Annotated in this window: 21 protein-coding genes; 10 read left to right on the forward strand and 11 right to left on the reverse strand. The window is 62.6% G+C overall.

Going from position 1 to position 24,473, the window contains the following annotated elements; genetic code table 11:
* Positions 1–66 precede the first annotated feature (66 nt).
* From KBW81_RS13865 to KBW81_RS13875, 3 genes are read left to right on the forward strand one after another with little or no spacing between them, the layout of a single operon-like run.
* Complete coding sequence (locus KBW81_RS13865; RefSeq protein WP_254247573.1) at positions 67–3,396, forward strand: transglutaminase family protein; 3,330 nt, start codon at positions 67–69, stop codon at positions 3,394–3,396.
* Entirely contained in the window at positions 3,354–5,771 is a 2,418-nt protein-coding gene (locus KBW81_RS13870) for a circularly permuted type 2 ATP-grasp protein (RefSeq protein ID WP_254247574.1), read from the forward strand. Before KBW81_RS13865 ends, KBW81_RS13870 begins: the two co-directional genes overlap by 43 nt.
* Positions 5,768–6,652, forward strand: coding sequence for a transglutaminase family protein (locus KBW81_RS13875; protein WP_254247575.1), 885 nt, complete (start codon positions 5,768–5,770; stop codon positions 6,650–6,652). The genes KBW81_RS13870 and KBW81_RS13875 overlap by 4 nt, the downstream gene beginning before the upstream one ends.
* Before the next feature lie 4 nt (positions 6,653–6,656).
* Here the strand turns inward: KBW81_RS13875 and KBW81_RS13880 are convergent, their stop codons facing one another.
* Positions 6,657–7,946 (reverse strand): PQQ-dependent sugar dehydrogenase, encoded by a 1,290-nt coding sequence (locus KBW81_RS13880; protein ID WP_254247576.1) that lies wholly within the window; start codon positions 7,944–7,946, stop codon positions 6,657–6,659.
* 163 nt (positions 7,947–8,109) lie between these two features.
* Here KBW81_RS13880 and KBW81_RS13885 point away from each other — a divergent pair, with 163 nt between their 5' ends.
* Genes KBW81_RS13885 through KBW81_RS13895 form a run of 3 tightly spaced genes read left to right on the forward strand, consistent with a single transcriptional unit; the run spans position 8,110 to position 10,715 of the window.
* Positions 8,110–8,526 carry a CopG family transcriptional regulator gene (locus KBW81_RS13885; RefSeq protein WP_254247577.1) on the forward strand — a complete coding sequence of 139 codons (417 nt, stop codon included), beginning with the start codon at positions 8,110–8,112 and terminating at the stop codon, positions 8,524–8,526.
* 39 nt (positions 8,527–8,565) lie between these two features.
* Positions 8,566–9,594 (forward strand): extracellular catalytic domain type 1 short-chain-length polyhydroxyalkanoate depolymerase, encoded by a 1,029-nt coding sequence (locus tag KBW81_RS13890; protein ID WP_254247578.1) that lies wholly within the window; start codon positions 8,566–8,568, stop codon positions 9,592–9,594.
* The gene (locus tag KBW81_RS13895; RefSeq protein WP_254247579.1) at positions 9,591–10,715 is read left to right on the forward strand and encodes a C45 family autoproteolytic acyltransferase/hydolase; all 1,125 of its coding nucleotides are present in this window, start codon (positions 9,591–9,593) and stop codon (positions 10,713–10,715) included. The genes KBW81_RS13890 and KBW81_RS13895 overlap by 4 nt, the downstream gene beginning before the upstream one ends.
* Positions 10,716–10,772: 57 nt before the next feature.
* Here the strand turns inward: KBW81_RS13895 and KBW81_RS13900 are convergent, their stop codons facing one another.
* On the reverse strand, positions 10,773–11,330 hold the full coding sequence (locus KBW81_RS13900) for a L,D-transpeptidase (RefSeq protein ID WP_254247580.1): 558 nt from the start codon (positions 11,328–11,330) through the stop codon (positions 10,773–10,775).
* A 201-nt stretch (positions 11,331–11,531) separates the two neighbouring features.
* Here KBW81_RS13900 and KBW81_RS13905 point away from each other — a divergent pair, with 201 nt between their 5' ends.
* The 4 genes from KBW81_RS13905 (at position 11,532) to KBW81_RS13920 (ending at position 15,529) form a co-directional block, all read left to right on the forward strand.
* Positions 11,532–12,446, forward strand: a complete 915-nt coding sequence (locus tag KBW81_RS13905; RefSeq protein ID WP_254247581.1) for a diacylglycerol/lipid kinase family protein — start codon at positions 11,532–11,534, stop codon at positions 12,444–12,446.
* Positions 12,446–13,243 (forward strand): metallophosphoesterase family protein, encoded by a 798-nt coding sequence (locus KBW81_RS13910; protein WP_254247582.1) that lies wholly within the window; start codon positions 12,446–12,448, stop codon positions 13,241–13,243. The genes KBW81_RS13905 and KBW81_RS13910 overlap by 1 nt, the downstream gene beginning before the upstream one ends.
* 70 nt (positions 13,244–13,313) lie before the next feature.
* On the forward strand, positions 13,314–14,432 hold the full coding sequence (locus tag KBW81_RS13915; RefSeq protein WP_254247583.1) for a class I adenylate-forming enzyme family protein: 1,119 nt from the start codon (positions 13,314–13,316) through the stop codon (positions 14,430–14,432).
* Positions 14,429–15,529: a thiolase family protein gene (locus tag KBW81_RS13920; RefSeq protein ID WP_254247584.1), complete on the forward strand. Its 1,101-nt coding sequence runs from the start codon at positions 14,429–14,431 to the stop codon at positions 15,527–15,529. Before KBW81_RS13915 ends, KBW81_RS13920 begins: the two co-directional genes overlap by 4 nt.
* On the opposite strand, the gene KBW81_RS13925 is transcribed toward KBW81_RS13920, so the two are convergent.
* The 9 genes from KBW81_RS13925 to urtA form a co-directional block, all read right to left on the reverse strand.
* A complete protein-coding gene (locus KBW81_RS13925) occupies positions 15,526–16,209 on the reverse strand; it encodes a nitroreductase (RefSeq protein WP_254247585.1) in 684 nt (227 codons plus the stop codon). The two genes, KBW81_RS13920 and KBW81_RS13925, sit on opposite strands and share 4 nt — an antisense overlap.
* Positions 16,206–16,751 (reverse strand): biotin transporter BioY, encoded by a 546-nt coding sequence (locus KBW81_RS13930; protein WP_090185452.1) that lies wholly within the window; start codon positions 16,749–16,751, stop codon positions 16,206–16,208. The genes KBW81_RS13925 and KBW81_RS13930 overlap by 4 nt, the downstream gene beginning before the upstream one ends.
* A gap of 12 nt (positions 16,752–16,763) precedes the next feature.
* Positions 16,764–17,366: an energy-coupling factor transporter transmembrane component T family protein gene (locus tag KBW81_RS13935; protein WP_254247586.1), complete on the reverse strand. Its 603-nt coding sequence runs from the start codon at positions 17,364–17,366 to the stop codon at positions 16,764–16,766.
* The gene (locus KBW81_RS13940; RefSeq protein ID WP_254247587.1) at positions 17,341–18,090 is read right to left on the reverse strand and encodes an energy-coupling factor ABC transporter ATP-binding protein; all 750 of its coding nucleotides are present in this window, start codon (positions 18,088–18,090) and stop codon (positions 17,341–17,343) included. Before KBW81_RS13940 ends, KBW81_RS13935 begins: the two co-directional genes overlap by 26 nt.
* A 103-nt stretch (positions 18,091–18,193) precedes the next feature.
* Entirely contained in the window at positions 18,194–18,889 is a 696-nt protein-coding gene (gene urtE, locus KBW81_RS13945; protein ID WP_090185445.1) for an urea ABC transporter ATP-binding subunit UrtE, read from the reverse strand.
* Positions 18,882–19,631 carry an urea ABC transporter ATP-binding protein UrtD gene (gene urtD, locus KBW81_RS13950; RefSeq protein WP_090185444.1) on the reverse strand — a complete coding sequence of 250 codons (750 nt, stop codon included), beginning with the start codon at positions 19,629–19,631 and terminating at the stop codon, positions 18,882–18,884. Before urtD ends, urtE begins: the two co-directional genes overlap by 8 nt.
* Positions 19,628–20,794 (reverse strand): urea ABC transporter permease subunit UrtC, encoded by a 1,167-nt coding sequence (gene urtC, locus KBW81_RS13955; protein ID WP_254247588.1) that lies wholly within the window; start codon positions 20,792–20,794, stop codon positions 19,628–19,630. The genes urtD and urtC overlap by 4 nt, the downstream gene beginning before the upstream one ends.
* A gap of 112 nt (positions 20,795–20,906) precedes the next feature.
* Positions 20,907–22,841: an urea ABC transporter permease subunit UrtB gene (urtB, locus tag KBW81_RS13960; RefSeq protein ID WP_254247589.1), complete on the reverse strand. Its 1,935-nt coding sequence runs from the start codon at positions 22,839–22,841 to the stop codon at positions 20,907–20,909.
* 63 nt (positions 22,842–22,904) lie between these two features.
* Positions 22,905–24,197, reverse strand: a complete 1,293-nt coding sequence (gene urtA, locus KBW81_RS13965; RefSeq protein ID WP_254247590.1) for an urea ABC transporter substrate-binding protein — start codon at positions 24,195–24,197, stop codon at positions 22,905–22,907.
* Positions 24,198–24,473: the final 276 nt, after the last annotated feature.

A 24,473-nucleotide genomic window follows, 5' to 3' on the forward strand; every position in this document is an offset into this window, starting at 1 on the left:
CCGAATGCGGGTGGAGGTGTCGCCTGCATCGTGGGACAGTCGGGCAACTCTATCGAAAGGTTGACCATGTCCATCCTTGCCGCGATCCGCCACCTGACCCACTATAAATATGACCGCCCTGTCACGTTGGGGCCGCAGATTATTCGCCTGCGCCCCGCGCCGCACAGCCGCACGCCGGTGCTGTCGCATAGTCTAAAGATCACGCCTGCGAACCACTTTGTGAACTATCAGCAGGACGCCTACGGCAACTGGCAGGCCCGATATGTTTTTCCGGACCCGGTGACCGAATTCAAGATCGAGGTCGATGTCGTCGCTGATATGAGCGTCTATAATCCCTTCGATTTCTTTGTTGAGGATAGCGCGCAGGACTTCCCCTTTACCTACCCCGAAGCCATCGTCGACGACCTGTCGATCTATATGCGCACCACTGACGAGGGGCCGCTGTTCGCCAGCTACCTAGCCAGCATTTCCCGCGACACGCAGCGCACCATCGACTTTGTCGTCGGGCTGAATGCGCGGCTGGCCCGCGACATCGGCTATATTGTCCGCATGGAACCCGGCGTGCAAACGCCAGAGGAAACCCTGCAACTGGCCAAGGGATCGTGCCGCGACACATCTTGGCTGCTGGTAAATCTGCTGCGGAATCTAGGGCTGGCCGCGCGGTTTGTGTCCGGCTATCTGATCCAGCTCAAACCCGACCTGAAGGCCGTTAGTGGCCCGCAGGGAACGGAAAACGACTTTACGGACCTGCATGCCTGGTGCGAGGTTTATTTGCCCGGCGCCGGCTGGGTCGGCCTTGATCCGACATCGGGCCTGCTGACAGGCGAAAGCCACATCCCGCTGGCGGCGACACCGCATTACAGCAACGCCGCGCCGATTTCTGGCATGGCCAGCTATGCCGAGGTCACGTTTGATTTCGACATGACCGTCACCCGCGTTGCTGAACATCCGCGCATCACCAAGCCGTTTTCCGACGCTGCTTGGGACAAGTTGAATGCGCTGGGCCACACGGTCGATCAGGCACTGAATGATGGCGACGTGCGCCTGACCATGGGCGGCGAACCGACGTTTGTGTCCATCGACGACTTCGAAGCAGAAGAGTGGAACACCGGCGCGGTCGGTCCGACCAAACGCATCTTTGCCGACCAATTGATCCGCCGCTTGCAGGCGCGTTTCGCCCCCGGCGGATTTTTGCACTATGGCCAAGGCAAATGGTATCCCGGCGAAACCCTGCCCCGCTGGACCTTCTCGCTTTACTGGCGCCGCGATGGTGAACCGATCTGGACCGACCCCGACCTGATCGCGGCAGAGGATGCGACGGGCGCGACCAAAGAGCAGGCGCAGGCCGTGTTGCAAAGCATGGCGGAAACGCTCGGCGTGCCGCCCGCGAACGTGATTCCTGCGTTTGAAGACCCTGCCGACTGGGTTCTGAAAGAGGGCAATCTGCCCGTCAACGTCACGCCAGAAAACAACGAACTCGCTGACGCCGAGGCGCGCAACCGCATGGCCCGCGTCTTTGCCCGCGGGTTGAATGAACCCTCTGGATATGTCCTCCCCGTCCAAAAATGGCAGGCCAAGGCCAAGTCCGAATGGTTGTCCGAAGTTTGGGAAATGCGGCGCGGGCACCTGTTCCTTGTTCCCGGCGACAGCCCTGTCGGCTACCGCCTGCCGCTAGGTTCGCTAGAGCATATCCCAGAGGCGTCCTATCCTCACGTTATCGTCGGCGATCCAATGCAAGACCGCGGCCCGCTGCCGACCTACCGCGTGGACAAGGCCGAAGAGGCGGACGAGGAATCGCGGCAGGCGCGCGCCAGCTTTACCGCGTCAGAGCCGGTTCAGGACCGCACCGAACAGGTCATCAGCGATCTGAAGGGCAAAGTCCGCACCGCTGTCAGCGTAGAGCCGCGTGATGGCCGCCTGTGCATCTTTATGCCGCCCGTGGAAGAGGTCGAAGACTACCTCGAACTCGTCGGTGCAGCCGAGGCCGCCGCGAAAAAGCTGGGCGTGCCGGTGCATATCGAAGGTTACGGCCCGCCATCCGATCCCCGCCTGAACGTGATTCGCGTCGCCCCCGACCCCGGCGTGATCGAGGTGAACATCCACCCTGCCCACACTTGGGACGACGTCGTGAACACGACTGAAGTGGTATACGAAGAGGCGCGGCAGCTACGTCTTGGGGCCGACAAATTTATGATCGACGGCCGTCACACCGGGACCGGCGGTGGCAACCATGTTGTTGTCGGCGGCGTCACGCCCGGTGACAGCCCCTTCCTGCGCCGCCCCGATTTGATGCGGTCAATCATCCTGCATTGGCAGCGGCATCCGTCGCTGTCCTACTTGTTTTCGGGCATGTTCATCGGCCCCACGTCGCAAGCCCCGCGCATCGACGAGGCGCGGATGGACAGCCTGTACGAACTGGAAATCGCCCTTGATCAGATCAAGACACCAGAAGAAGGCGATGTGCCCGCCCCTTGGCTGACGGACCGCCTGCTGCGCAACTTGCTGGTGGACGTCACCGGCAATACGCACCGCGCCGAGATTTGCATCGACAAGCTGTATTCCCCAGATGGCCCCACTGGCCGCCTTGGCCTCGTGGAATTCCGCGGGTTCGAGATGCCGCCAAACCCGCGCATGTCGCTGGCCCAGCAACTGCTGATCCGCGCTCTGATTGCCCGCATGTGGAAGGCCCCGATCAAAGGCAATCTGACACGCTGGGGCACGACCTTGCTTGATCGTTTCATGCTGCCGGAAATGGTTTGGCAGGACTTCCTAGAGGTGCTGGCAGACCTGAAACAGCACCGCTTTGATCTGGACCCCGAATGGTTCAAAGCGCAGGCAGAGTTCCGTTTCCCCTTCTGCGGCGAAGTCAATGTGGAAGGCGTCAATCTGGAAATTCGCCAAGCGCTAGAGCCGTGGCACGTCATGGGCGAAACTGGCGCGATTGGCGGCACTGTGCGCTACACCGACAGTTCGGTCGAACGCTTGCAGGCCAAGCTGACGGCGACCGATCCGGGCCGCTATACGGTGACCTGCAACCAGCGGATGATGCCGATGCAACCAACCGGCCGGAATGGCGAAACTGTTGCTGCTGTGCGGTTCAAGGCGTGGCAACCTCCGCTTGCGCTACATCCGAAGTTGCCTGTTAACGCGCCCCTAAGGTTCGACATCTATGACACGTGGACGGGCCGCGCGATTGGCGGCTGTACCTATCATGTCGCACATCCGGGCGGGCGCAATTATGATACATTCCCCGTCAATGGGAACGAGGCAGAAGCACGCCGCCTTGCCCGGTTCGAACCGCATGGTCATAGTGCGGGGAATTATGAACCAGTTTCAGAAACACCCCACCCCTCATGTCCGATGACTTTGGATCTGCGCCGCAAACCCGGCCTGTGACGTCCGCTGGGCGGTCGCTGTTCGACAGCTACCGCCCCCTGCCGGGTGTTCCGGACGAATTGTGTGACGCCGCGGGCCACATGCGCCCGGTCTGGGCCCCGCTGATCGACCATTTGTCGGCGATGTCGAACCAAGAGGTGGCAGAGGCCTTTGGCCGAGGCGAGCAGCATCTGGCGGATGCGGGCGTGTTTTTCCGCAAGTATGGCGACACCAATGCCGCCACGCGCGACTGGCCCTATAGCCCCGTGCCTGTGGTGCTGGCCCAATCGGACTGGGACACCATCACCGAAGGGTTGATGCAGCGCGCCGATTTGCTTGAGCAGATTGCCGCTGATCTTTACGGCGACAACGATCTGATTGCGCAGGGGCACCTGCCCGCCGAATTGATCGCCGCCAATCCCGAATGGCTGCGTCCGATGGTTGGTGCGCAACCCGAGGACACGCCCTATTTGCACTTTTGCGCGTTCGAACTGGGACGCGGCCCTGATGGGCGCTGGTGGGTGCTGCAGGATCTGACCGATGCGCCCTCTGGCGCGGGGTTTGCGCTGGAAAACCGGATCGCGACGACGCATGTCTTTCCCGAACTTTACGCGGACGCGAACGTGCGGAGGCTTGCGGGATTTTTCGACACCTTCCGCACCACCCTGTCAGGGCTGAAATCCGACGCCAATAGCGCTGCCGCGATCCTGACGCCCGGCCCACTGACCGATACCTATTATGAACAGGCTTATATCGCCCGCTATCTGGGTCTGCCCCTGCTGGAAGGCGGCGATCTGACGGTGCAGGACGGACGGCTGAATGCCCGCACCGTCAAAGGCCCCCTTCCGGTCGAGGTGCTTTGGCGCCGCATGGATAGCGTGTGGTCCGACCCGCTAGAGCTGCGCAGCGACAGCCAACTTGGCACGCCGGGGCTGATGTCTGCGATCCGGCATGGCCATGTGACCATGGTCAATGCGCTGGGCGCGGGTGTGCTGGAAACGCAGGCTCTGATGGCGTTTCTGCCTGCTATCAGCCGGGCGTTGACCGGGGCTGACCTGAAATTGCCTAACGTCGCCACATGGTGGTGCGGCGGGGAAAAGCAGTTGGCCCACGTCCAACGCCACGCGTCGCGCATGATGATCGGGCCGGCGCAGGCGACCCGGATGCCGCACGAGGGCACCGCGCCCCATGCGATTGGCGGCACGCTATTTCACAGCGAAAACAGCCAAGTCAGCACGTGGTTGGCCGCGAATGCGCCAAGCTTAATGGCCAAAGAGCTGGTCACTCTTTCGACGACACCCGTCTTTGAGAACGGTGCCTTGGTGCCGCGTCCGATGACGCTGCGCGTCTTTTTGGCGCGCGGCCCAAATGGGTGGGACGTCATGCCCGGCGGTTTCGCGCGGGTTGGCGCGGGGCAGGATGCCTCTGCCGTATCAATGCGACGCGGCGGTGCGGTGGCCGACGTCTGGGTTGTCGCCGACACCCCCGTCGCGACGCCAACCCTGTTGCCTGCCCCGTCCAGCACACCATTTCAACGCGCAAGCACCGAAGCGCTGCCAAGCCGCGCGGCAGATAACCTGTTCTGGCTGGGCCGCTATATCGAACGCACCGAAGGTCAGCTGCGCCTGCTGCGCGCCTATCATGGTCGCCGGTCAGAGGGTGCATCTGGCGTGCTGCTGGGTACGATCGCGGGGCAGCTTTCGGTTCATGGGGTCAAGATCGACCCCCCCCTACCCCAAGGGCTGTGCCAGACCCTGTCCGGCGCGGTCAATGCCGCAAGCCAGATCCGCGACCGGTTCAGCGTTGATGGCTGGGCGGCCCTGACCGATATGGAAATGACGCTAAAGCAGATGCAAAAGACCGCGCGCTTTGGTGATGACGCGGCCTTGGCGACGGGCGTGCTGCTCCGCAAAGCGGTCGGGTTTGCGGGCCTGACGCAAGACAACATGTATCGCACGGCGGGTTGGCATTTTCTGACGATGGGCCGTGCGCTGGAACGGGCTGCGATGACGACAAGCCTGCTGGCGCGCTGGGCCGATCCCGCAGCGCCTGACGGGGCGCTAGACCTTGCATTGGAAATTGGCGACAGCATGATCGTGCATCGCCAGCGCTATGCCACCATCGCCAGCCGCGACTCTGTGATCGACCTGCTGGCGCTGGACCCGGCGAACCCGCGGGCGGTGCGGTTTCAACTGGACGTGCTGCTGGACCGGGTCACCGGGCTGACCGCGACCTCGCCGCAAGGCTACATGACCGATTTCGAACGCGGCGTACGCACATTGCAGACCAGCTTTGCCGTGCACCGGGTCGAAACATTGGACACCAAAGCCCTGAATGCGGCCCTATCAGAGGTGCTGGCCCTGTCCATCACGCTGAACAGCGCATTCTTGCAATGATCTACGACATCCGCCTGACGATTGCGACGGACTACGCTGGCTTCGCCTCTGCCGGGCGACATCTGGTCTGTGTGATGCCGCGCGATTTGGGAGGCGAACAGCGCTTGATTGCGGGTCTTTTGAACCTGCACCCCGCCCCGGCACATCGCCATGACCGCGTGGATTTCTTTGGCAATGCCGTCGTCGAGTTTGCCATTGATGCCCCGCACCAAGGGGTCGAGGTGTCGGTGCAAGCACGGATCGAGAAAACAGCGCCATCCGCCGCGCCCGCGCCGTCATTGCCGCTGTCCGCACTGGCCAACGCTGTGGCGCGGTGCCGCGATATGGGGCCGGACAGCCCCGTTCACTTTACGGCCGCCTCGCCCCGTGTTCCGCTTGATGCGAGCATGACGCGCTTTGCGGCGGCGCATATCACGTCCGACATGACGACGGCGCAGGCGATCATTGCCGTCGGCCGCGCGCTGCATGAAACGATGCGCTTTGACGCCGCGGCCACGACCGTCGACACCCCCGCGAGCGAGGCTTTCGCGAAACGGCACGGCGTCTGCCAGGACTTTTCCCACATTATGATCGCCTGCCTGCGCGGCATCGGTATCCCCGCGGGCTATGTCAGCGGCTATCTGCGCACCCAGCCACCGCAAGGCATGCCGCGGCTAGAGGGCGCGGATGCGATGCATGCTTGGGTGCGGGCGTGGTGCGGCCCGAATGCCGGCTGGCTCGCGTTTGATCCAACCAATGACCGTGTCGCGGATCAGTCGCATATCATTGTGGCGCACGGCCGCGACTATGCGGATGTTTCGCCGATCCGGGGGATTTTGCGCGGTAGTGGCGGCCAGAAAAGCCGCCAGTCCGTTGATGTGATCCCGCTGGGTGAAACCTAGGCGATTACGCCGCGGTCACACGCCAGATGATATCGCCCACGTCATCTGCCATCAGCAGCGACTTGCCATCGGCCCCGACAGTGACGCCCACGGGGCGACCGTAAGACACCTTTTCATCCGGCGCGAGGAAGCCTGACAGGATATCGCGGGGCGGCCCCGATGGTTTGCCATCCGTAAAGGGCACGTGGATCAGACGATAGCCGGACAGGGTTGAGCGGTTCCACGATCCGTGCTGGCCAATCGCCATGCCTGCGCCAAAGCCCGGCAGCGTGCCGTCAGGCACCCAGCACAGGCCCAGCGACGCGGTATGCCCGCCCAGCGCGTAATCCGGCGTGATCGCGCTGGCCACTTTGGCCGCGTCCTGCGGCACGCGGTCGTCGACGATGCGGTCCCAATAGCAAAACGGCCAACCGTAAAAGCCACCGTCCTGCACGCTGGTCAGGTAATCGGGCGGCGTCTCGTCCCCCAACCCGTCGCGTTCGTTGACCACGGTCCACAGCTTGCCTGTCACAGGCTCCCACGCGGTGCCGACAGCATTGCGCAACCCGCTGGCAAAGATGCGGGCCTTTTCGGTCGCAAGGTCCAGTTCCCAGATACAGGCGCGGCCTTCTTCGGCCTCCATCCCCTCGTCCGCGATATTGGTCAGCGATCCGACACCGGCGTAGATTTTCGTTTTATCAGGCGAGACGATCAAGCTGCGCGTCCAGTGGCCGCCGGGCTTGAAATCGACCAGCTTGCGACCCGGACCTTCGAGCTTGGTCGCGCCTTCGGTATAGTCAAAGACCACGATGCCGTCGGTGTTGCCGACGTAGAATTTACCGTCCACCAAGGCCATGCCGAACGGCTGGCGCTGGTTTTCCAAAAAGACGTGCCGCTCTTCTGCGATGCCGTCGCCATCGACGTCGCGCCACAGGGTAATGCGGTTCGCACTGACGCCCAGCGCGCGGGCGCGGCGCATGGTGGCCTGTGCGGCGCGGTCGATCAAACCTTTGGGTTTGCTGGCTTCTTGCAGCGCCTCGGCGACCAAAACGTCACCGTTTGGCAGCACTTCGATCCAGCGGGGGTGCAGCAAGTCGCTGGCAAAGGCGTTGACCTTCAGCCCCGGCGCGGTCGTGGGTACGTGGCCGTCCGACCAGCCCTGCGCTGTCGGCATTTTCAGCGTCATCAAGCCCTGCTTTTTCGCTTGGGGGATGCTGGGCGCGGCTCCGACCGCTTGCAGTGTCGGGGCCGACATGCGCCGCAGCAGCACCATCGTGCCGCCAACCATCGCCGTTACGCGTGCCAAAAAGTCCATGTCGCCCATTCCTTGCATCAATACGCCAGTTCGGCGCTCAGCGATAAAACCGATAAAGCTGCGCGACCGCAAGACTTCGCCTGATACTTTGGCGATTCATCGCAGCGGACTTGCGCAAGGGAATAATACATCCATATACCATCCACACAGATGGAGAAACGCCATGAGCAACATCAGACAGCTGCGTGACAAAACGCCGGACAGCGAAAAGATCACGATTAACCTTGGCTATGTTGATCTGGGCCGGATCGATTTGCTGGTGCAGGAGGGGTTCTATTCCAACCGCACCGATTTTATCCGCACCGCGATCCGCAATCAGCTTGGCACTCATACAGAGGCGGTCAGTAAGTCGATTGAACGCCACACAATGGAACTGGGCCTGCGCGACTATACTCGCGCCGATCTGGAAAGCCTGCAACGCGCCGGCGAAGTCTTGCACGTCAAGGTCGTAGGTCTGGCCCGCATTGCCCCTGATGTGAGCCCGGATCTGGCGCTAGCCACGATCGGTTCAATCACCGTTCTGGGCGCGCTTCAGGCCAGTAAAGAGGTCAAAACCGCTCTGTCTGATCGTATTTTCTGATTTTTCGGGGCGATGCGCCCCATCACAAGGACCGATATCATGTTTCCCTTTCACGCTGGCGCACCGCGCCGGGCGAATGACGACGCACGCCTGACCGCAGCCAATGACCTTGTCCGCCGCACCCTGTCGCAACATGGGCTGATGCCCGGCGGCGATGCGGCCAGCCCCATGGCCAACTGGACTATGCCGCAGATGCCCAGTTTTGGCACAGCTCCCGGTGCTACTGCACTGGGCATGAACCAGTTTACCTGTGACGCAGGATCGCGCGATTACCTGCTGCATGTGCCAGAATCCGCCAAAGACGGCGCGACCGGATTGGTCGTGATGCTGCATGGCTGCACGCAGAACGCGGCTGATTTTGCCGCTGGCACGGGGATGAACGCCCATGCCGACCGGAACGGTTTCATCGTGCTGTATCCCCAGCAATCGCGGGGCGACAATGCGCAGTCGTGCTGGAACTGGTTCAGCCGGGGCGATCAGCTGCGCGGTCGCGGAGAGCCTGCCATCATCGCGGCCATGACCCAGAAAATCGCGGCAGATTACGGCATCACGGCAGATCGCACCTTTGTGGCTGGCCTGTCCGCCGGGGCGGCCATGGCAGTGATCCTTGGCCAGACCTATGGCGACGTCTTTGCCGCTGTCGGCGCGCATTCCGGCCTGCCCTATTCGGCCGCGCGCGATGTACCCACAGCCTTTGCCGCGATGAACGGCCAAGCGGCAGAGCCTGCGGCCCCCGGCCCGATGCCGCCAACAATTGTGTTTCACGGCGGCAGCGACAGCACCGTCGCCCCCATCAATGGCACACGTATCGCGGCCCATGCGATCAACCACGCCGCCCGAACGATAGAGGCGGACACGAACGGCACCACCAACGGGCGCGACTGGACTCTGCGCACATCGCGCGGAAACGATGGTCGCGCTTTGCTGGAACATTGGGAAATCGCGGGCCTGGGTCATGCGTGGTCCGGCGGCCGGCCCGGTGGCAGCTATACCGACGCCAAAGGACCAGATGCGAGCGCCGAGATGGTGCGTTTCTTCTTTGATCTTGCCGGAAAGGCACCGAAATGACCGATATGTCCCTGACCTTTGACGCTGTATCAGAGGCGTCCCCCGGCCGGAAATGGGCTGCCCGCTGGGCGCGGTCATGGCCTGAGTATGAGCCGTGGTTCGTTGCCCGCGGCGGCGACAATGGCCCCAGCCGGGCTGTTTGCCGTGCGGCGCTGGAACGGCACATGCCCGAACTGATCCCCACCTACGACCGCCTTGTCACACTCGCTGGCGGCGGGGATCGGGCTGCGCGATTCTTGTCGACGTGGTGCCCGCCGCAATACCTTGGCGGCTGCTCGCTTGCTGCGGTGTCCGACGAGAACGACGTGCGGTTGGTGCGCAATTATGACCTGTCGCCCAACCTGAACGAAGGGTTGATGCTGCATACGGCTTGGACCGGGCGGCGCGTGATGGGCATGGTCGAATTCCTGTGGGGGCTGTCGGACGGGATCAACGACGCAGGCCTGTCGATTGCCTTGGCCTATGGCGGACGGACCCAGACGGGCAAAGGGTTCGGCATCACCACGATCCTGCGCTATGTGCTGGAAACCTGCGAAACGGTGGATCAGGCACTGGCCGTATTGGACTGCGTGCCGTCGCATATGGCCTATAACGTTGTCATCGCCGATGCGGCGGGCCGGACGGCCAGTGTAGAGCTATATCCCGGCGGCGGGGCGCGGCAGATGCCGCAGGCGATTGCCACGAACCACCAAAGCGACGGCAGCCAAGCGGATCGCCCTGCCTTTACTCGCACCCATGAACGCCATGCCCATTTGCGCACATTGCGCGGCGCGCCCCGGTCTTTGTCGCACCAGTTCCGCCGCGCACCATTGCTGCAGGACCGCTATACCGAAGGCTTTGGCACGCTTTTCACCGCCGCCTATGACCCAAAGGCGCGGGCCTTGGATCTGATCCTGCCAGAGGGGGTTTGGGCGCAGACGATGGATGACTTCACCGAAGGCCAGCGCATCGTGACCTACCGCAGCGGCACGGCGACCCAGCCTGTGCCAAACGATATCACGACGATCCCCGCCACGACGGGTCAGCCAGATTGGAGCGCGGCAGGGCGCATTGATTGGATGCAAGTCGGCCGCGACTACGCCAGCGGCCAAGGGCGCGCGATTGAAACCTATTTGCCGTAAAACGCGAAAGGCCGCCGGGTCATCCCCGGCGGCCTTAACGTGCAGCGCAATCGCGCCTTAAAGGATGCGGACTTTGGTCCCAAGCGGGCAAAGCTCGAACAGCTCTGCGATCTTCTCGTTATAAAGGCCGATGCAGCCGTCGGACGACGGGCGGCCGATCTTGCGGGTGTCATGGGTGCCGTGAACCGCATAGGCAGGCCAGCTAAGGTACATGGCGTGCGTGCCCATCGGGCTTTCGGGACCGGGCGGGATATATTCCCAGCCAAAGCGTTCCTTTTGCGACTGAGTCGGGGTCCAGTCCGGGCCGACCTTTTTGCGCACGATCTCGGTAAAGCCACGCTTTGTCAGTTCGTCCGTTTTCGGGACAGAGGTCGGGTAAACGCGGTAATCGCCGCCTTGCGCATCCCAGTAATGTATCGCGCGGGCTTGCGTATCGGCGACCAGCATCGGCATGCCGGACAGAGTGTCAAAATGTTCTTGCCAATCATAGGTACGGAACGCCGCGACGTTGCGGGTCACGCCGCCGGGCAGCGTTTGCGCCCGCAGCAATGTCGGCGCGGCAAGACTGCCGATTGCAATGCCAAGCGCCGTCCGGCGCGAGAATGTCTGTTTCATATCTGATTCCTGTTCTCTGCCCGGGGTTTGGCGCACGCGCGGCGCTTTGCCCATCATTAAGTTACCATGAAATTTAGGGCCGCGGCAGGGGAAATCTTCTCACGTTCGTGCGACTGGCTGCGATAGATGTGAAACACACACCCCGTGGAACAACTTGCCCATCTCGCGCATTTGAACCGCGGTGGACCGAAGGGAAGAGCGATGACGAAACCCGAAATATGCGTCATCCTCAACGCAGCCTCTGGCAAAAAGAAGGACGCGCCAGCCACGGCCGCCCTGATTGAAAGCATCCGAAATGATCCGCGCGCAGACCTAAAGTTGCTAGATCATCCCAGCGAACTGGACCGCGCCGTGCAGGACGCCATCGCGGCCGGATACACAACGATTGTGGCGGCAGGCGGCGACGGTACAGTCTGCGGCGTCAGCGCCAGATTGGTCGACACAGGCGTTGCACTGGGCGTTCTGCCAATGGGCACCTTCAACTTTTTCGCCCGCGGCCTTGGTATCCCCGAAGACCCGGCCGAGGCGCTGGAAACAGCGCTGAGCGGACATATCGTGCCCGCCCCGGTCGGCGAGGTGAACGGCAAAGTGTTTCTGAACAACGCTAGCCTAGGGGCCTATGCCACGGTGCTGGACGTGCGCGAGGGGGTCTACAAACAATGGGGCCGCAGCCGGATCGCAGCCTATTGGTCGGTGATTAAGGCGATGCTGACACTGTATAATTCACTGAAACTGACCGTCACCGTGGACGGCAAAACGATGCATGTCCGCTCTCCTATGGCGTTTGTGGCTAGCAGTGCCTACCAGCTTGAGCAGTACGATTTCGATGGCGCTGATGCGGTGCGGCAGGGCAAATTGGCGCTGATCCTCGCGCCTGATAACAACCGCATTCAACTGCTGTGGCGGGCGGCCAAGATCCTATTCGGGGGCATCCATCGCGGAGAGGATTATCTGATGTACACCGGACATGAGATCACGATCTCTGCCCGCAAAAAGCGTCGCCTTGTCGCGCGGGACGGTGAAAATGCCCTGATGATGGGACCTTACCATTTCAAAATACGCCCCGGCGCGTTGCACGTTCGCGTGCCAGACGCGGCAGCGGAAAAGGTCACCTGATGCGCCTTGCTTTGCTTACCGATCTACACTTTGGCCGCGCGCAACCTGATCTGGTGCCGCCGCTGCTGGATTCAATTACCGCCGCGAGCCCCGACCTGATCGTCATCGCTGGCGACTTTGTGCAACGCGCCCGCGCCAGCCAATTCCGCGACGCCCGCGCGTTTGTCGACCGGTTGCAGCACCCGTGGATCGCCGTGCCGGGCAATCATGATATTCCGCTGTTTAACGTGATCGCCCGCGCCCTTGCCCCCCGCGCCGCCTATCGCCGTTGGATCGCGCCTGATCCAGAACCAATGATCGAAACCGCTGATGCCGTCATCGTCGGCCTTGATACGACACATCGCTGGAGCCATCAGCGCGGTCTGATCCGCCAAGGCCAGATTGACCGGGTTGGCAAGGTTATACGTACGGCGCAGGACAAGCCGGTCATCATCATGGCGCACCACCCGTTCCACCATCGACCAGAGGTCGAAAAGAAGGTGATGAAAGGGGCGGCTGACGCCTTGACCTATTGGGCCGCCTGCGGTCCGCACGTCATCCTGTCCGGGCACCTGCACACGTGGACGGTAGAGCCGTTCGTCGCGCAGAAAAGCGATGCTATGACGCTGCAAATCCATTGCGGTACCGGCCTGTCGACCCGCCTGCGCGGCGAGGCGAATGAATACGCGATCATCGATCTGGACGGCGATCAGATCACCGCCCAGCGTATGACCGCAACGGCTGACACACTGCGCTTTGTGCCTGAAAGCCGCCACAGCTATCGGCAAACGACAACGGGCTGGCACGAATTGCTTTAAAGGCGCGATTGCATGAGGCGGGCAAATGCGATTTGTCATCAGGGCTGAAAGCCTTTGAAAGTCGCCGTAAATGACCGCCTCGTTCCATTGGCACCCCGATACGCGCCTGATCGCGCCGCCCCCTGATCTGACCGCGCTGGCCGCATTGGTCCGCGCGGGGACAGGCCTGCGCGCGGGCCAAGGCGGCGTCGCGGGGCATTCCGGCGCGGATTTGCTGTGTGAGACGTCAGGCTCTTCTGGTGCGCCCAAGGTGATCCGCAGGACACCGGCATCATGGCAGGCCAGCTTTGCGGTGAACGCAGCGGCACTGGACCTTGGTCCGCAATCTTGTGTCGCGTACTTTTCAGGCTTCGGTGCGTCCCTCGCGCTTTATGCCGCGTTAGAGGCCGCGCATCATGGGGCAGCCATCGTCAGCCTTGCGCAGGTGCGCCCGGATCGCTGGGCTGCGACATTGGCGGCGCAGGGCGCTACGGTGCTTTACCTGACGCCGGTCCAACTGGATCTGATCTGCGCGGCGGGCATCCCCCTGCCCGCCGTGCAGCACATCATGGTCGGCGGCGGGCGGTTGTCTGCGCAAACAATCACGGCAAGCGCAAGAACCTGCCCCAACGCGCGGCTGATCCAGTTCTACGGCGCGGCAGAGACAAGCTTTATCACGTGGACCGACGCAAACACGCCGTCCGGGTCAGTCGGCAAACCCTATCCCGGCGTGACCCTGCGCCTTGATCCTAAAGGCATGATCTGGGTGCGCAGCCCCTACTTGCTCCACAGTTACGCGCAGGGCAGCAGCAGCGATACAGAGTGGAAGGGCGGCTTCCTGACCGTCGGAGAGGTCGGACGCTTGGACGCGGATGGCAACCTTTTTGTGCTGGGCCGCAGCAGTCGCATGGTTACCGTGTCCGACCACAACGTCTTTCCAGAAGCGGTAGAGGCGTTTTTGGCGGCACTTGTACCGGGGGCGCAGGCCGCCGTTGTCGCCCTGCCAGATGCGCGGCGCGGCGCGCGGCTGGTCGCGGTCTTGGGCGGCGACTGCGATATGGCCAAAGCGGACGTGCTACGCGCCTGCCGCAAGCAGCTTGGCCCCCTTGCCGCGCCGCAGCGCATCCATACCGTGCCAGCCCTGCCGCTGCTGCCCGCAGGCAAACCGGACTACGCCGCGATCACTGCTTTGGCGCAGGACCTAACATGAGCGTTATCCTCGCCGCCCGCCGCACCGCCGTCGTGCCTACTGGCGGTGCATTTGCCGCGCTATCTTTTTATGACCTCGCCGCCCCGGTGATACAGGCCTGTTTGGCGGACGCAGGACTGGACGCCGCCCAAGTGGACGAGGTCATCGTCGGCAACGCGCTTGGCGCTGGCGGCAATCCAGCGCGGCTTTGCGCCTTGGCGGCGGGGTTGCCGACGCGGGTTGCGGGACTCAGCATAGATCGGCAATGCGTCAGCGGTATGGATGCAATCCTGCTAGCGGATGCCTTGATCACTGCGGGCCGCGCTGATGTCATTATCGCTGGCGGGGCCGAGAGCACGTCGCGCCGCCCGCTCCGCATGCAGACCTTTGCCGACGGACGGACGCCGGTGCCCTATGATCAGGCAGCCTTCACCCCTTGGCCAGACCGCGATCCCGACATGGCGCAGGCGGCGGATGACTTGGGCCGGATGCTGGGCATCGACCGCGCGGCGCAGGACGCATGGGCTGTAGAAAGTCACGCCAAGGCACGGTCGGCGCAAGCAGTCTTGCAGCGTGAAATCGTCACGCTTGCGGGTGTGACGCAGGATGCATTTACCCGGTCATTATCCTTAAGAACCTGCGCACGCGCGCAGCCTGTGGCAGGGACGATTACCGCGGCCAATGCCGCCGTTTCGGCCGATGCGGCGGGCTTTGTTGTCTTCGTCTCGGACAGGATCGCCGCAGGGTTTACGGCGGCAAAAGCACGTGTCGTCGGGGGGCGAACGATTGGTGGCAGGCCAGATATGCCGGGGACGGCACCGATTGCGGCTGCGCAAGAAACGATGCAAATGGCGGGCCTTAAATCTACGAATATCAATACAGCAGAGATCATGGAGGCTTATGCCGTCCAAGCCATCGCCTGCGTCCAAGGCATTGGCCTTGATCCCGCACGCGTCAATATCGGCGGCGGAGCCTTGGCGCGGGGGCACCCCATCGGTGCCTCTGGCGCGATCAACGCAGTGAGGCTTTTTCATACGTTGCAAAAGACCGGCGGCCACGGCCTTGCCGCCATCGCTGCGGCAGGCGGGATCGGGACGGCGCTGCTGTTGCAGGTCTAATCCTCGAAACCGCGCAGTTGCGCGTATTCGTCGAATTCCGCCCGGTCGGTGCGGAACTGGTTCACTGGGGCAGCCGGATCAGCATAGCCCAGCGCGATCCCGCAAACGACGGTGTGATCGTCTGGCAGACTAAGGTGGGACCGAACAAGATCGCCGTAACTTGCCAGCGCGCCGATGCCCGTCGCGGCCAAACCGCGCCCCTGCGCGGCCATGAACAGCGCCATCAGCGCCATGCCAAGATCCATGTAGCAGCCCTTGCCCATGCCCTGCTCAATCGTCACGACAATGCCGACGGGCGCATCGAAAAACGTATAGTTGCGGGCGAACTGCGCCCGCCGCCCCGGCAGATCGCGCCGCGCGATACCCAACGCTTCATACAGCGCATAGCCCGCGCCGCGTTGGCGCGCCTTGAACTGAGGCGGCATCGGGTCGGGGAAATAGGAATAGCCGTCGATCTGCGGACGACCGTCCGCGATGGCATCCGCCAAGTTGCCCTTTAGGCCGTTCAGCGGTGCGCCGGTCAGCGCCGTAAAGTGCCCCGGCTGCAAGTTACCGCCACTGGGGGCAAGGCGCGCCGATGTCAGGATCGCACTGACATCGGCGGCTGTGACAGGTGCCGTCAGGAAGGCGCGCACCGATTGGCGCTGCGCCAGTAACCTGTCGACATCCGTCTGGGTCATGCGCGCGACAGCACGCTGTCGGGACGCGCACGCGCCAGTGCAGCGGTGATCACGCCAGCCAAGACGGCTTTGATCAGATCGCCCGGGATGAACGCGGTGACCAACAATGCGGCTTCGGCCAGCGGCTTTTGCAATGCCCATGCCAGACCAGAAATGCCGAACGCGTAAAGCACCAAGATGCCGCCTACGACAGATGCAGCACCGGCCACCAAGGCCAGCGGGCCATTGCGCCAGTTTTCAACGATCAAGCCGGTGATGAACGCAGCAAACGGAAAGCCGATCAAAAAGCCAGCGGTGGGCGAGACAAAGACGCCAAGGCCGCCGCGACCACCAGCAAGCAGTGGAAGGCCAATCGCCACCAGCAGCACGAAGAGCAGCACCGCCAGCGCGCCGCGCTTTGCACCCAGAACAGTGCCGCACAGCATGACGCCAAGGCTTTGCGCTGTGATCGGCACGCCGAATGCCAGCGTCAGTTGCGGGATCAGGCCCAGCGCCGCGATCAGCGCGGCGAATAGCGCGATCAATGTTAGATTTCGTTCCATGGGTTAGCCCTTTCAGGGGTTTGTTCCGCCGCGGGCGCGCAACGCCTCGGCCACGTATTCAGCGTCGTCTATGGCCAGCACGGCGAATGGCACGATGATCCGCCAGCTGGCCCGGCGCGGTGACCGCGCAGCCCATGCTTGGGTCAGCGCCGTTCCCTTGTCCGCCAGAGCTGGTGTAAAGCGCACGACGAGGGCGATGCCAAGGGCCAATGCGCGGGTGTTGAGGCCGATCTTTGCCAGCGGGGCGGCCAGCCACATGACGGCTGCGATCATCTGGCTGAGGCTGGTGGTCATTGTGACAAGGTTGGCCAGCGCCACCGCCGTCAGCATCCGCAGGACGATGATCGCCCCTTGTTCGCCCGCACCGACGATCAGGTGCCAGACCGCGACCAATACGACGAACGGCCAAAGCCGCCACACCGCGCGCGCGCCTGCGCGGGCAAAGGCGGTGCCGGGCAAGCAATAGATGGCGGCAGTTCCGGCAAAAGCGGCCGCCTGGAACGCGATATTATGCTGCATGAAAAGGATGACTGTCGCGGCGCACAGCAGCCCCAGCTTAACCCCGGCAGGCCAGCGGTGCGCCCGCGTCTTAACCGGCGAGGTCAGAGAGATCATCGCCCGCCCCCAATGCTTTCATTTGCGTAACATAGGCTGCCAGCACATCCTGCGCCGGTCCCTGCTGCACGATTTGGCCCGCGTCGAGCCACACGACATGGTCATAGTCCTGCAGGCTTGCCGGATCATGCGACACATGCACGACCGCCGCCGCGATCTGCGACAGATAGCGGCCCAGCTGCATCCGCGTGACGATATCAAGGCCAGAGAAAGGCTCGTCCAGCACGACCACACGGGGGGCCATGGCGATGACGGCCATCAGGCAGACAAGCTGCTTTTGCCCGTGGGACAGGCTGTGGGTGGCGGCATCGGCCCAATGGGACTTGCCGAAATCGGATAGGATCGCGGCAACGCGGCGCGCAGCTTCGGTTTTCGACTGACCCATTTGCGTCAGGCCAAAGGATAGCTCCTCATGCACGGTGGGAAAAATGATCTGGTGGTCGGGGTTTTGGAACAGGATGCCAACGGTGCGCAACGCTGCTTTGCGATCGCGGACTACATCAACGCCGCAGACCTTCAGCGTGCCGCTGTCCACCGGGACAAGGCCGCTGATCACCCGCGCGAGGGTCGTTTTGCCTGATCCGTTGCGCCCCACGATCCCGATCCGCCGGGCGCGGCTGTGCAGGGTCACATCGCGCAGAACCTGCCGGTCGCCCCGCGTCAGGCAGACAGCGTCCAGCGCAAGAACCGCGCCGCCCTGTTCGCTGTTGTCCGCATCCGTCATGCCAAGCCCCCTGCCGCCGTCCGAGGGGTATCGCCCCGTAGGGGCGTGAGTTCAAGGCGCGACGCAGGGGCGCGAGAGGTTAAGGCACGACGCTTGGACGCAGTTATAGCGCCAATGCCGCGACGACGTCTTCGCGGGTGCAGTCCGACTTGGCCATGCTGCGCCAGACCGCGCCGCGTTTCATCATGACAAAGCTGTCCGCCGCACGCCACGCGAAGTCGACATTCTGTTCCACAAGGATGATCGCCATATCACCACGCTCCCGCAGCTGGGCGATGGCGCGGCCGATTTGCTGGATCACATTGGGCTGGATACCTTCAGTGGGTTCATCCAGCAGCAAAACGCGGGGTTTGGTGATCAAGGCGCGGGCAATCGCCAGTTGCTGCTGCTGCCCGCCGGACAGATCGCCGCCGCGGCGATGCTGCATTTCCGCCAGCACAGGGAACAGATCGAAAATCCAATCGGGCACATGCCGTTCGCCCTTGGGCAGGCAGGCAAAGCCGGTTTCCAAATTCTCGGCCACGCTCATCATCGGAAAGACTTCGCGCCCTTGCGGCACATAAGCGATTCCCGCCTTTGCGGCCTGCGCGGCGGTGGGGTGGTTTAGCACGTCGCCGTTCAGCGTGATGGTGCCAGCGCTGTAGCCGTGCCGCCCCGACAATGCGCGCAGCAGGCTGGTTTTGCCAACGCCATTCGTGCCCATAACGGTCGTGACCTGCCCGACGGGGGCGGTCATGGACACGTCATACAAGATCTGGCTTTGCCCGTATTTCAGCGAAAGATCAGTGACTTCAAGCATCAGACCGCCCCAGATAAACGTCGATCACCATGGGGTCGGCAGTGACGTGGTCCAGCGAGCCTTCGGCCAGCACATGCCCCTCGTGCAGGACGGTGACTTTGCAATCAAGGCGGCGGACGAACTCCATATCGTGTTCAACCACGACCACGGCGCGGGTCTGGGCCGCACGGCGCAGGATATCGGTGGTCTTTTCCCGCTCTTCCGCCGTCATGCCAGCGGCAGGTTCATCCACCAGCAGCAGGCGCGGGTCTTGCGCAAGCAGCATCCCGATTTCCAGCCACTGCTTTTGTCCGTGGCTTAACTCTCCTGCGGTGCGGGTCAGTTGGTCCGATAGACCAATCTCTGCCGCGATCTCTTCGATCCTTGCCGCCCCTTCCTCGGTCTTGCGGTGGAATAGCACCGCAAATGGCCCACGCGGATTTTTCAGCGCCATGGCAAGGTTTTGGCGGACGGTTTGATCCTCGAACACGGTGGGTTTCTGGAACTTGCGGCCAATGCCTTTATTCGCGATCTCGGCCTCTGACAGGCCAAGCAGGGACTCGTTCCGCTCTCCCCAGACGACGCGGCCGACGTCGGGTTTCGTTTTTCCGGTCACGATGTCCATAAAGGTGGTCTTGCCCGCGCCATTGGGGCCAATGATGGCGCGCAACTCCGGCTCGTTGATCTGGATCGACAGGTCGTTGATCGCGCGGAAACCGTCGAAGGTTTTGCTGACGCCAGAGACTTCAAGAAGGCTGCTCATGATGGTTTCCTGACGATATAGTCGAACAGCCCGCCGATGCCCTTGGGAAAGAACAACGTGACGCAGACAAAGGACAGGCCAAGCAGCACCAACCACCAGTCGGTCCACTGGATGCGGTAGAAACCAAGGTTCACATCCGGCGCGCCGCCACCTGTGAACCAGCTGGACAAGAGCGACACCAACGCCGCCCCGATGACCGCGCCGTAAAGCCGCCCGCGCCCGCCGATGGCCACCCAGACGGCCAAGTAGATCGAGGCAATCGGCGCGATTTCTGCCGGGTTGATGATGCCCGCCTGCGGGTAATAAAGCGCCCCGGCGATGCCCGAGACGACGGCGGTCAGCGTGAAGACAAACAGTTTGTAGCCTTCGACACGGTAGCCCAGAAAGCGCACGCGCGCTTCGTTATCGCGGATACCTTTGACGACGCTGCCCATTTTGCCGGCCACGACCCAAGCGAACAGGACATATCCAAGGCCAAGGGCGAGCGCGGAGGCGAGGAAGAACACGAGGCTGATCGTGGCTTGCGAGGTCTGCTCGAACCCGGGGATGTTTTGTAGGCCGGACAAGCCATTGTTGCCGCGCAGGCCGGAGTCGTTCTGGAACAGGTAGAGCGAGAGCGCGAGGGTCATCGCTTGGGTCAGGATCGACAGGTACACGCCCGTGACCCGGCTGCGAAAGGCCAGCCAGCCGAAAACCAGCGCCAGAAGACCCGGCACGAGGACGACCATCAGCAACTGCAGCGGCAGGCTGTGGGCGAAGGCCCAGATCATCGGAAAGTCGGAACTGCCCACGACGCCAAAGATCTGGCTGCCGATGGCGTCCGACACCTCTGCCGGGGTGGGCGGGATTGTTTGCGCCTGCAGGCTGGACATCACGATGCCCTCGGTGCGGGCGTACATCAGCCACATGCCGACGGCGTAGCCGCCAATGCCGAAGAAGGCGAAGTGGCCGAGGCTTAGAATGCCGCAATAGCCCCAGACAACATCCATCGCGACGGCGATCAGGCATAGGCACAGGGTCTTGCCGAGCGTTTTGACGAGCGAGGTCGAGACAAGGCCTGCGCCCGAAGCCTCTGACCCGAAAGCCACGACGGCAGTGAACAGGGCGAGTGCCATCAGGAACCAGCGGACAGAGCGGTTGGTGACGAGGAAGCCTTGGGTCATGTTGTGTGCCTTTGGATCCGGAAGTTGCGCCGCGCGGTGCGTGCCGCGGAGGCGGGGGCCAGCCCCCGCACCCCCGAGGTATTTTTGACCAGAAGAAGGGAGAAGCAGCGCATCAGTCGGCCGCCGCGCGGCCCTTTTGGGCGACGATGCCCTTTGGGCGGAATTGGATGAAGAGGATGATAAACAGGACCATGTAGGTTTGCGCGGCTAAGGTGTTGGAGGGGTTCAGGAACTCGATCCCCTTTTGCAAAAACCCGATCATAGAGGCCCCAGCGAGGGTGCCCCAAACGTTCCCGACGCCGCCGACGACAACGGTCATAAAGCTTTGCACGATATAGTCGGCACCCATTTCAGAGGTGACCTTGGCGTAGAGGCCGATGGCGACCCCGGCGATGCCCGCGATGCCAGAACCAAGACCGAAGGTCATCATATTGATGCGGTCGGGATCGATCCCCATAGAGGCCGCCATGCCGGGGTTCTGGGTGACGGCGCGGACCTCTAGCCCCAGCCGTGTGCGGTTCAGGATCAGGATGATCAGTCCAAGGAATAGCAGTGCTAAAACGAAGATCGCGATCCGGATATAGCTGATCTGGATCACGTCAGACAGCACCCAAGCGCCGTCGAGCCACCCCGGAGATGTCAGAGGGCGGGCCTGCGTGCCGAAGATATTCTTGGCCAACTGTTGCAGCGCGATAGAGATGCCGAAGGTCGCCAGCAGCGTTTCCAGCGGGCGATGGTAAAGGTGGCGGATCACAAGGCGTTCCATCGTCACGCCAGCAGCAAAGGTCACGGCAAAGGCTAGCGGCAGGGCAATGATGATCGACAGCGTGTAATTGGGCACGAACTGCTGCACGACATATCCCGTATAGGCCCCCATCATGATGAATTCGCCATGGGCCATGTTGATGACGCCCATCACGCCAAAGGTGATCGCAAGGCCGATGGCCGCAAGAAAGTAGATGGACGCAAGCGATAGCGCGTCGAGCGCGAGGTCGGCAAAGCGCGCGGCGGCGACGCGGGTTTCGACCGACGTCAGCGCGGCGCGGGCGGCATCCGTAATGGCGGCGTCGTCTTGGTCATAGACGTCGTAGAAGACGTGTTGCGCGGCGGCGGCAGCTTGATCTTGCGCGGTGACCAGTGGCGGCACGGTGCCAGCGGCAGCCAATGCGGCATAGGCCTGCGCGCGGGCATCGTCGGTCCCAAGCTGCGCGGTGGGCAGGCCGCCGACGCGGCCGTCGATGATATTAGCGGCCAGCGCATCGCGGATGGCAGCAGGCGGGATCACGGGCGGCGCAAGGTCAGCAGCAATCAAACGGTCGTAGGCCTCTGCCACGGTCAGGTCATCGCCCGGGGCCAGAGTGCGGGCGATATTGGCCTCTGGTAGGGCCGTCGCCACGGCGGACTTGGTGGAAAGAATCTGGTTGAGGACGGCCCGCGCCTCGATCGAGGTGTCGCGCGACAGGCTGTCGATGGCGGTGATGCGGTCCGCCACAGTGGGGGCAAAGCTGGCAGAGAGGAAGTTCGCGAGCTGGATTTTACGCGCCTTCAGAGCGGGGTCAGCTTCGCCGTCGATGGACGCCAAAAGCGGCTCTAATTGGTCGGCGTCGGGGCGGCGCGCGATGGAGTCGATGGCCGACAGGCGGCGGGTGATGTCCGGGTCAGATAGCTGAAATTGCACCAGCGCCGTGCCGATCACGCGGCGCACACCGCCGTTGGGGCGCAGTTCAGTGTAACCGTTTGTGGTGACAACAGTTTCGGCGTCCGTGTCGACGTCGCGCAAGGTCAGATCACTGCCCTTGGCGCTGCCGTAAAAGAACACACCATCCGCGTCGCGCTGCCAAATGCCTTTGTCGGTCCACGCTTCTAGGAACGGCGTGACCTGCGGCAGACCAGACGCGACCAGTGCATCAAGGGCGGTCGACACGCTGCTGCGGGACGGCTTTGCAATCTCGCTGGCGTGGGATTGCAGGACGGGTTGCAGATCTTGCGCCTGCCCTAAGGAAGCAAAGCCGAGCGAGAGGATCAGAGCGGCCAGAATGCGCAACATGATAGGCTTTCAGTCAAAGTGTAGACCGGGCGCGAGGAGGATCCCCGCGCCCAGAAGTTGCGATTAGTAGTTAGAGGTCAGCTGCACGCAGGTCTGCGTTTCGGTGTTGTACATGCCGCACTTCAGGTCCTTCCAGTCGCTGGTCAGTACAGCGCTTTCAGGCAGGAAGTCGGTCCATGCATCGCCGGCAACCGGCTCTGTCTGGCTGATGATGTCGAACTGACCGTCGGCGCGGATCTCGCCGATCAGGACCGGCTTGGTCAGGTGGTGGTTCGGCAGCATTTCCGCCATGGTGCCGGTCAGGTTCGGGAAGGTCTGGCCGATCATTGCGCCCGACACGGCGTCAACGTCGGTGGTGCCAGCCGCTTCGACCGCTTGGACCCACATGTTGAAGCCGATGTAATGCGCTTCCATCGGATCGTTCGTCACACGGGCATCGTCACCGATATAAGCGTGCCACTTTGCGATAAAGTCAGCGTTTTCAGTCGTTTCGGCGGACATGAAGTAGTTCCAAGCCGCAAGGTGGCCGACAAGGTTCGACGTATCCAGACCGGACAGCTCTTCTTCACCCACCGAGAAGGCAACGACGGGAATGTCGTCAGCGCTAACGTCAGCGGCGGCGAGTTCTTTGTAAAAGCCGATGTTTGCGTCGCCGTTGATCGTGCTGATCACGCCGACCTGCTTGCCGTCTTCGCCCAGCGCCACGACGTCACCGACGATGGTCGCCCAGTCGGACTGGCCGAAGGGGGTGTAGTTGACGAAGATGTCTTCCTCGGCGATGCCCTTGCTCATCAGATAAGCCTGCAGGATGTTGTTCGTCGTGCGCGGATAGACGTAGTCGGTGCCAAGCAGCGCGAACTTTTCGACGCCAAGCTCTTCGAGGAAGTAATCAACGGCAGGGATCGCCTGCTGGTTCGGAGCAGCGCCGGTGTAGAAGACGTTCTTAGAGGATTCTTCGCCTTCGTACTGGACGGGATAGAACAGCAGGCCGTTCAGTTCTTCGATCACCGGCAGGACGGATTTGCGCGACACGGATGTCCAGTTGCCAAAGATCACATCGACGTTGTCCACGGTCAGCAACTCTCGCGCTTTTTCAGCGAACAGCGGCCAATCGGATGCAGGGTCGACGACGACAGCTTCCAACTGGCACCCCAGCACGCCGCCTTTGGCGTTCTGGTCTTCGACCAGCATCAGCATGACGTCTTTCAACGTGGTTTCCGAAATCGCCATGGAGCCGGAGAGCGAGTGCAAAACGCCGACCTTGATCGGCTCTGCGCAATCCTGTGCGGACGCAAGCGTGGTCGACGCCGCGAGGGCGGCGAGTGTGAGGGCTGCGGTTTTCATTGGTGTGGTCATGGTCATCCCCTGTTGTCTGCCGGGTTCCGGTGCGCCGCGCGGACCTAGGCCTGCGCGCGGCATCTGCTGGACCGCAGCAATTTTGTTGCTTCACCAAGCGGCGTTTGGGACGGGTCAGTCCGATGGGCCGCGCGGCGATGATGCCATTACGGCACGGTCAAACCCTGTCCCTTGGGTCCGATCACATTCCAGAGAATTCCCGTCTGACCGAGGGCGTCCGCCAAATTCGCCTAATTGGTGTGCGATTGCGTGACCTATCGCCCATTTATCGGGCTA

The organism is Loktanella salsilacus (assembly GCF_024206795.1).
GTDB classification, from domain to species: domain Bacteria; phylum Pseudomonadota; class Alphaproteobacteria; order Rhodobacterales; family Rhodobacteraceae; genus Loktanella; species Loktanella salsilacus.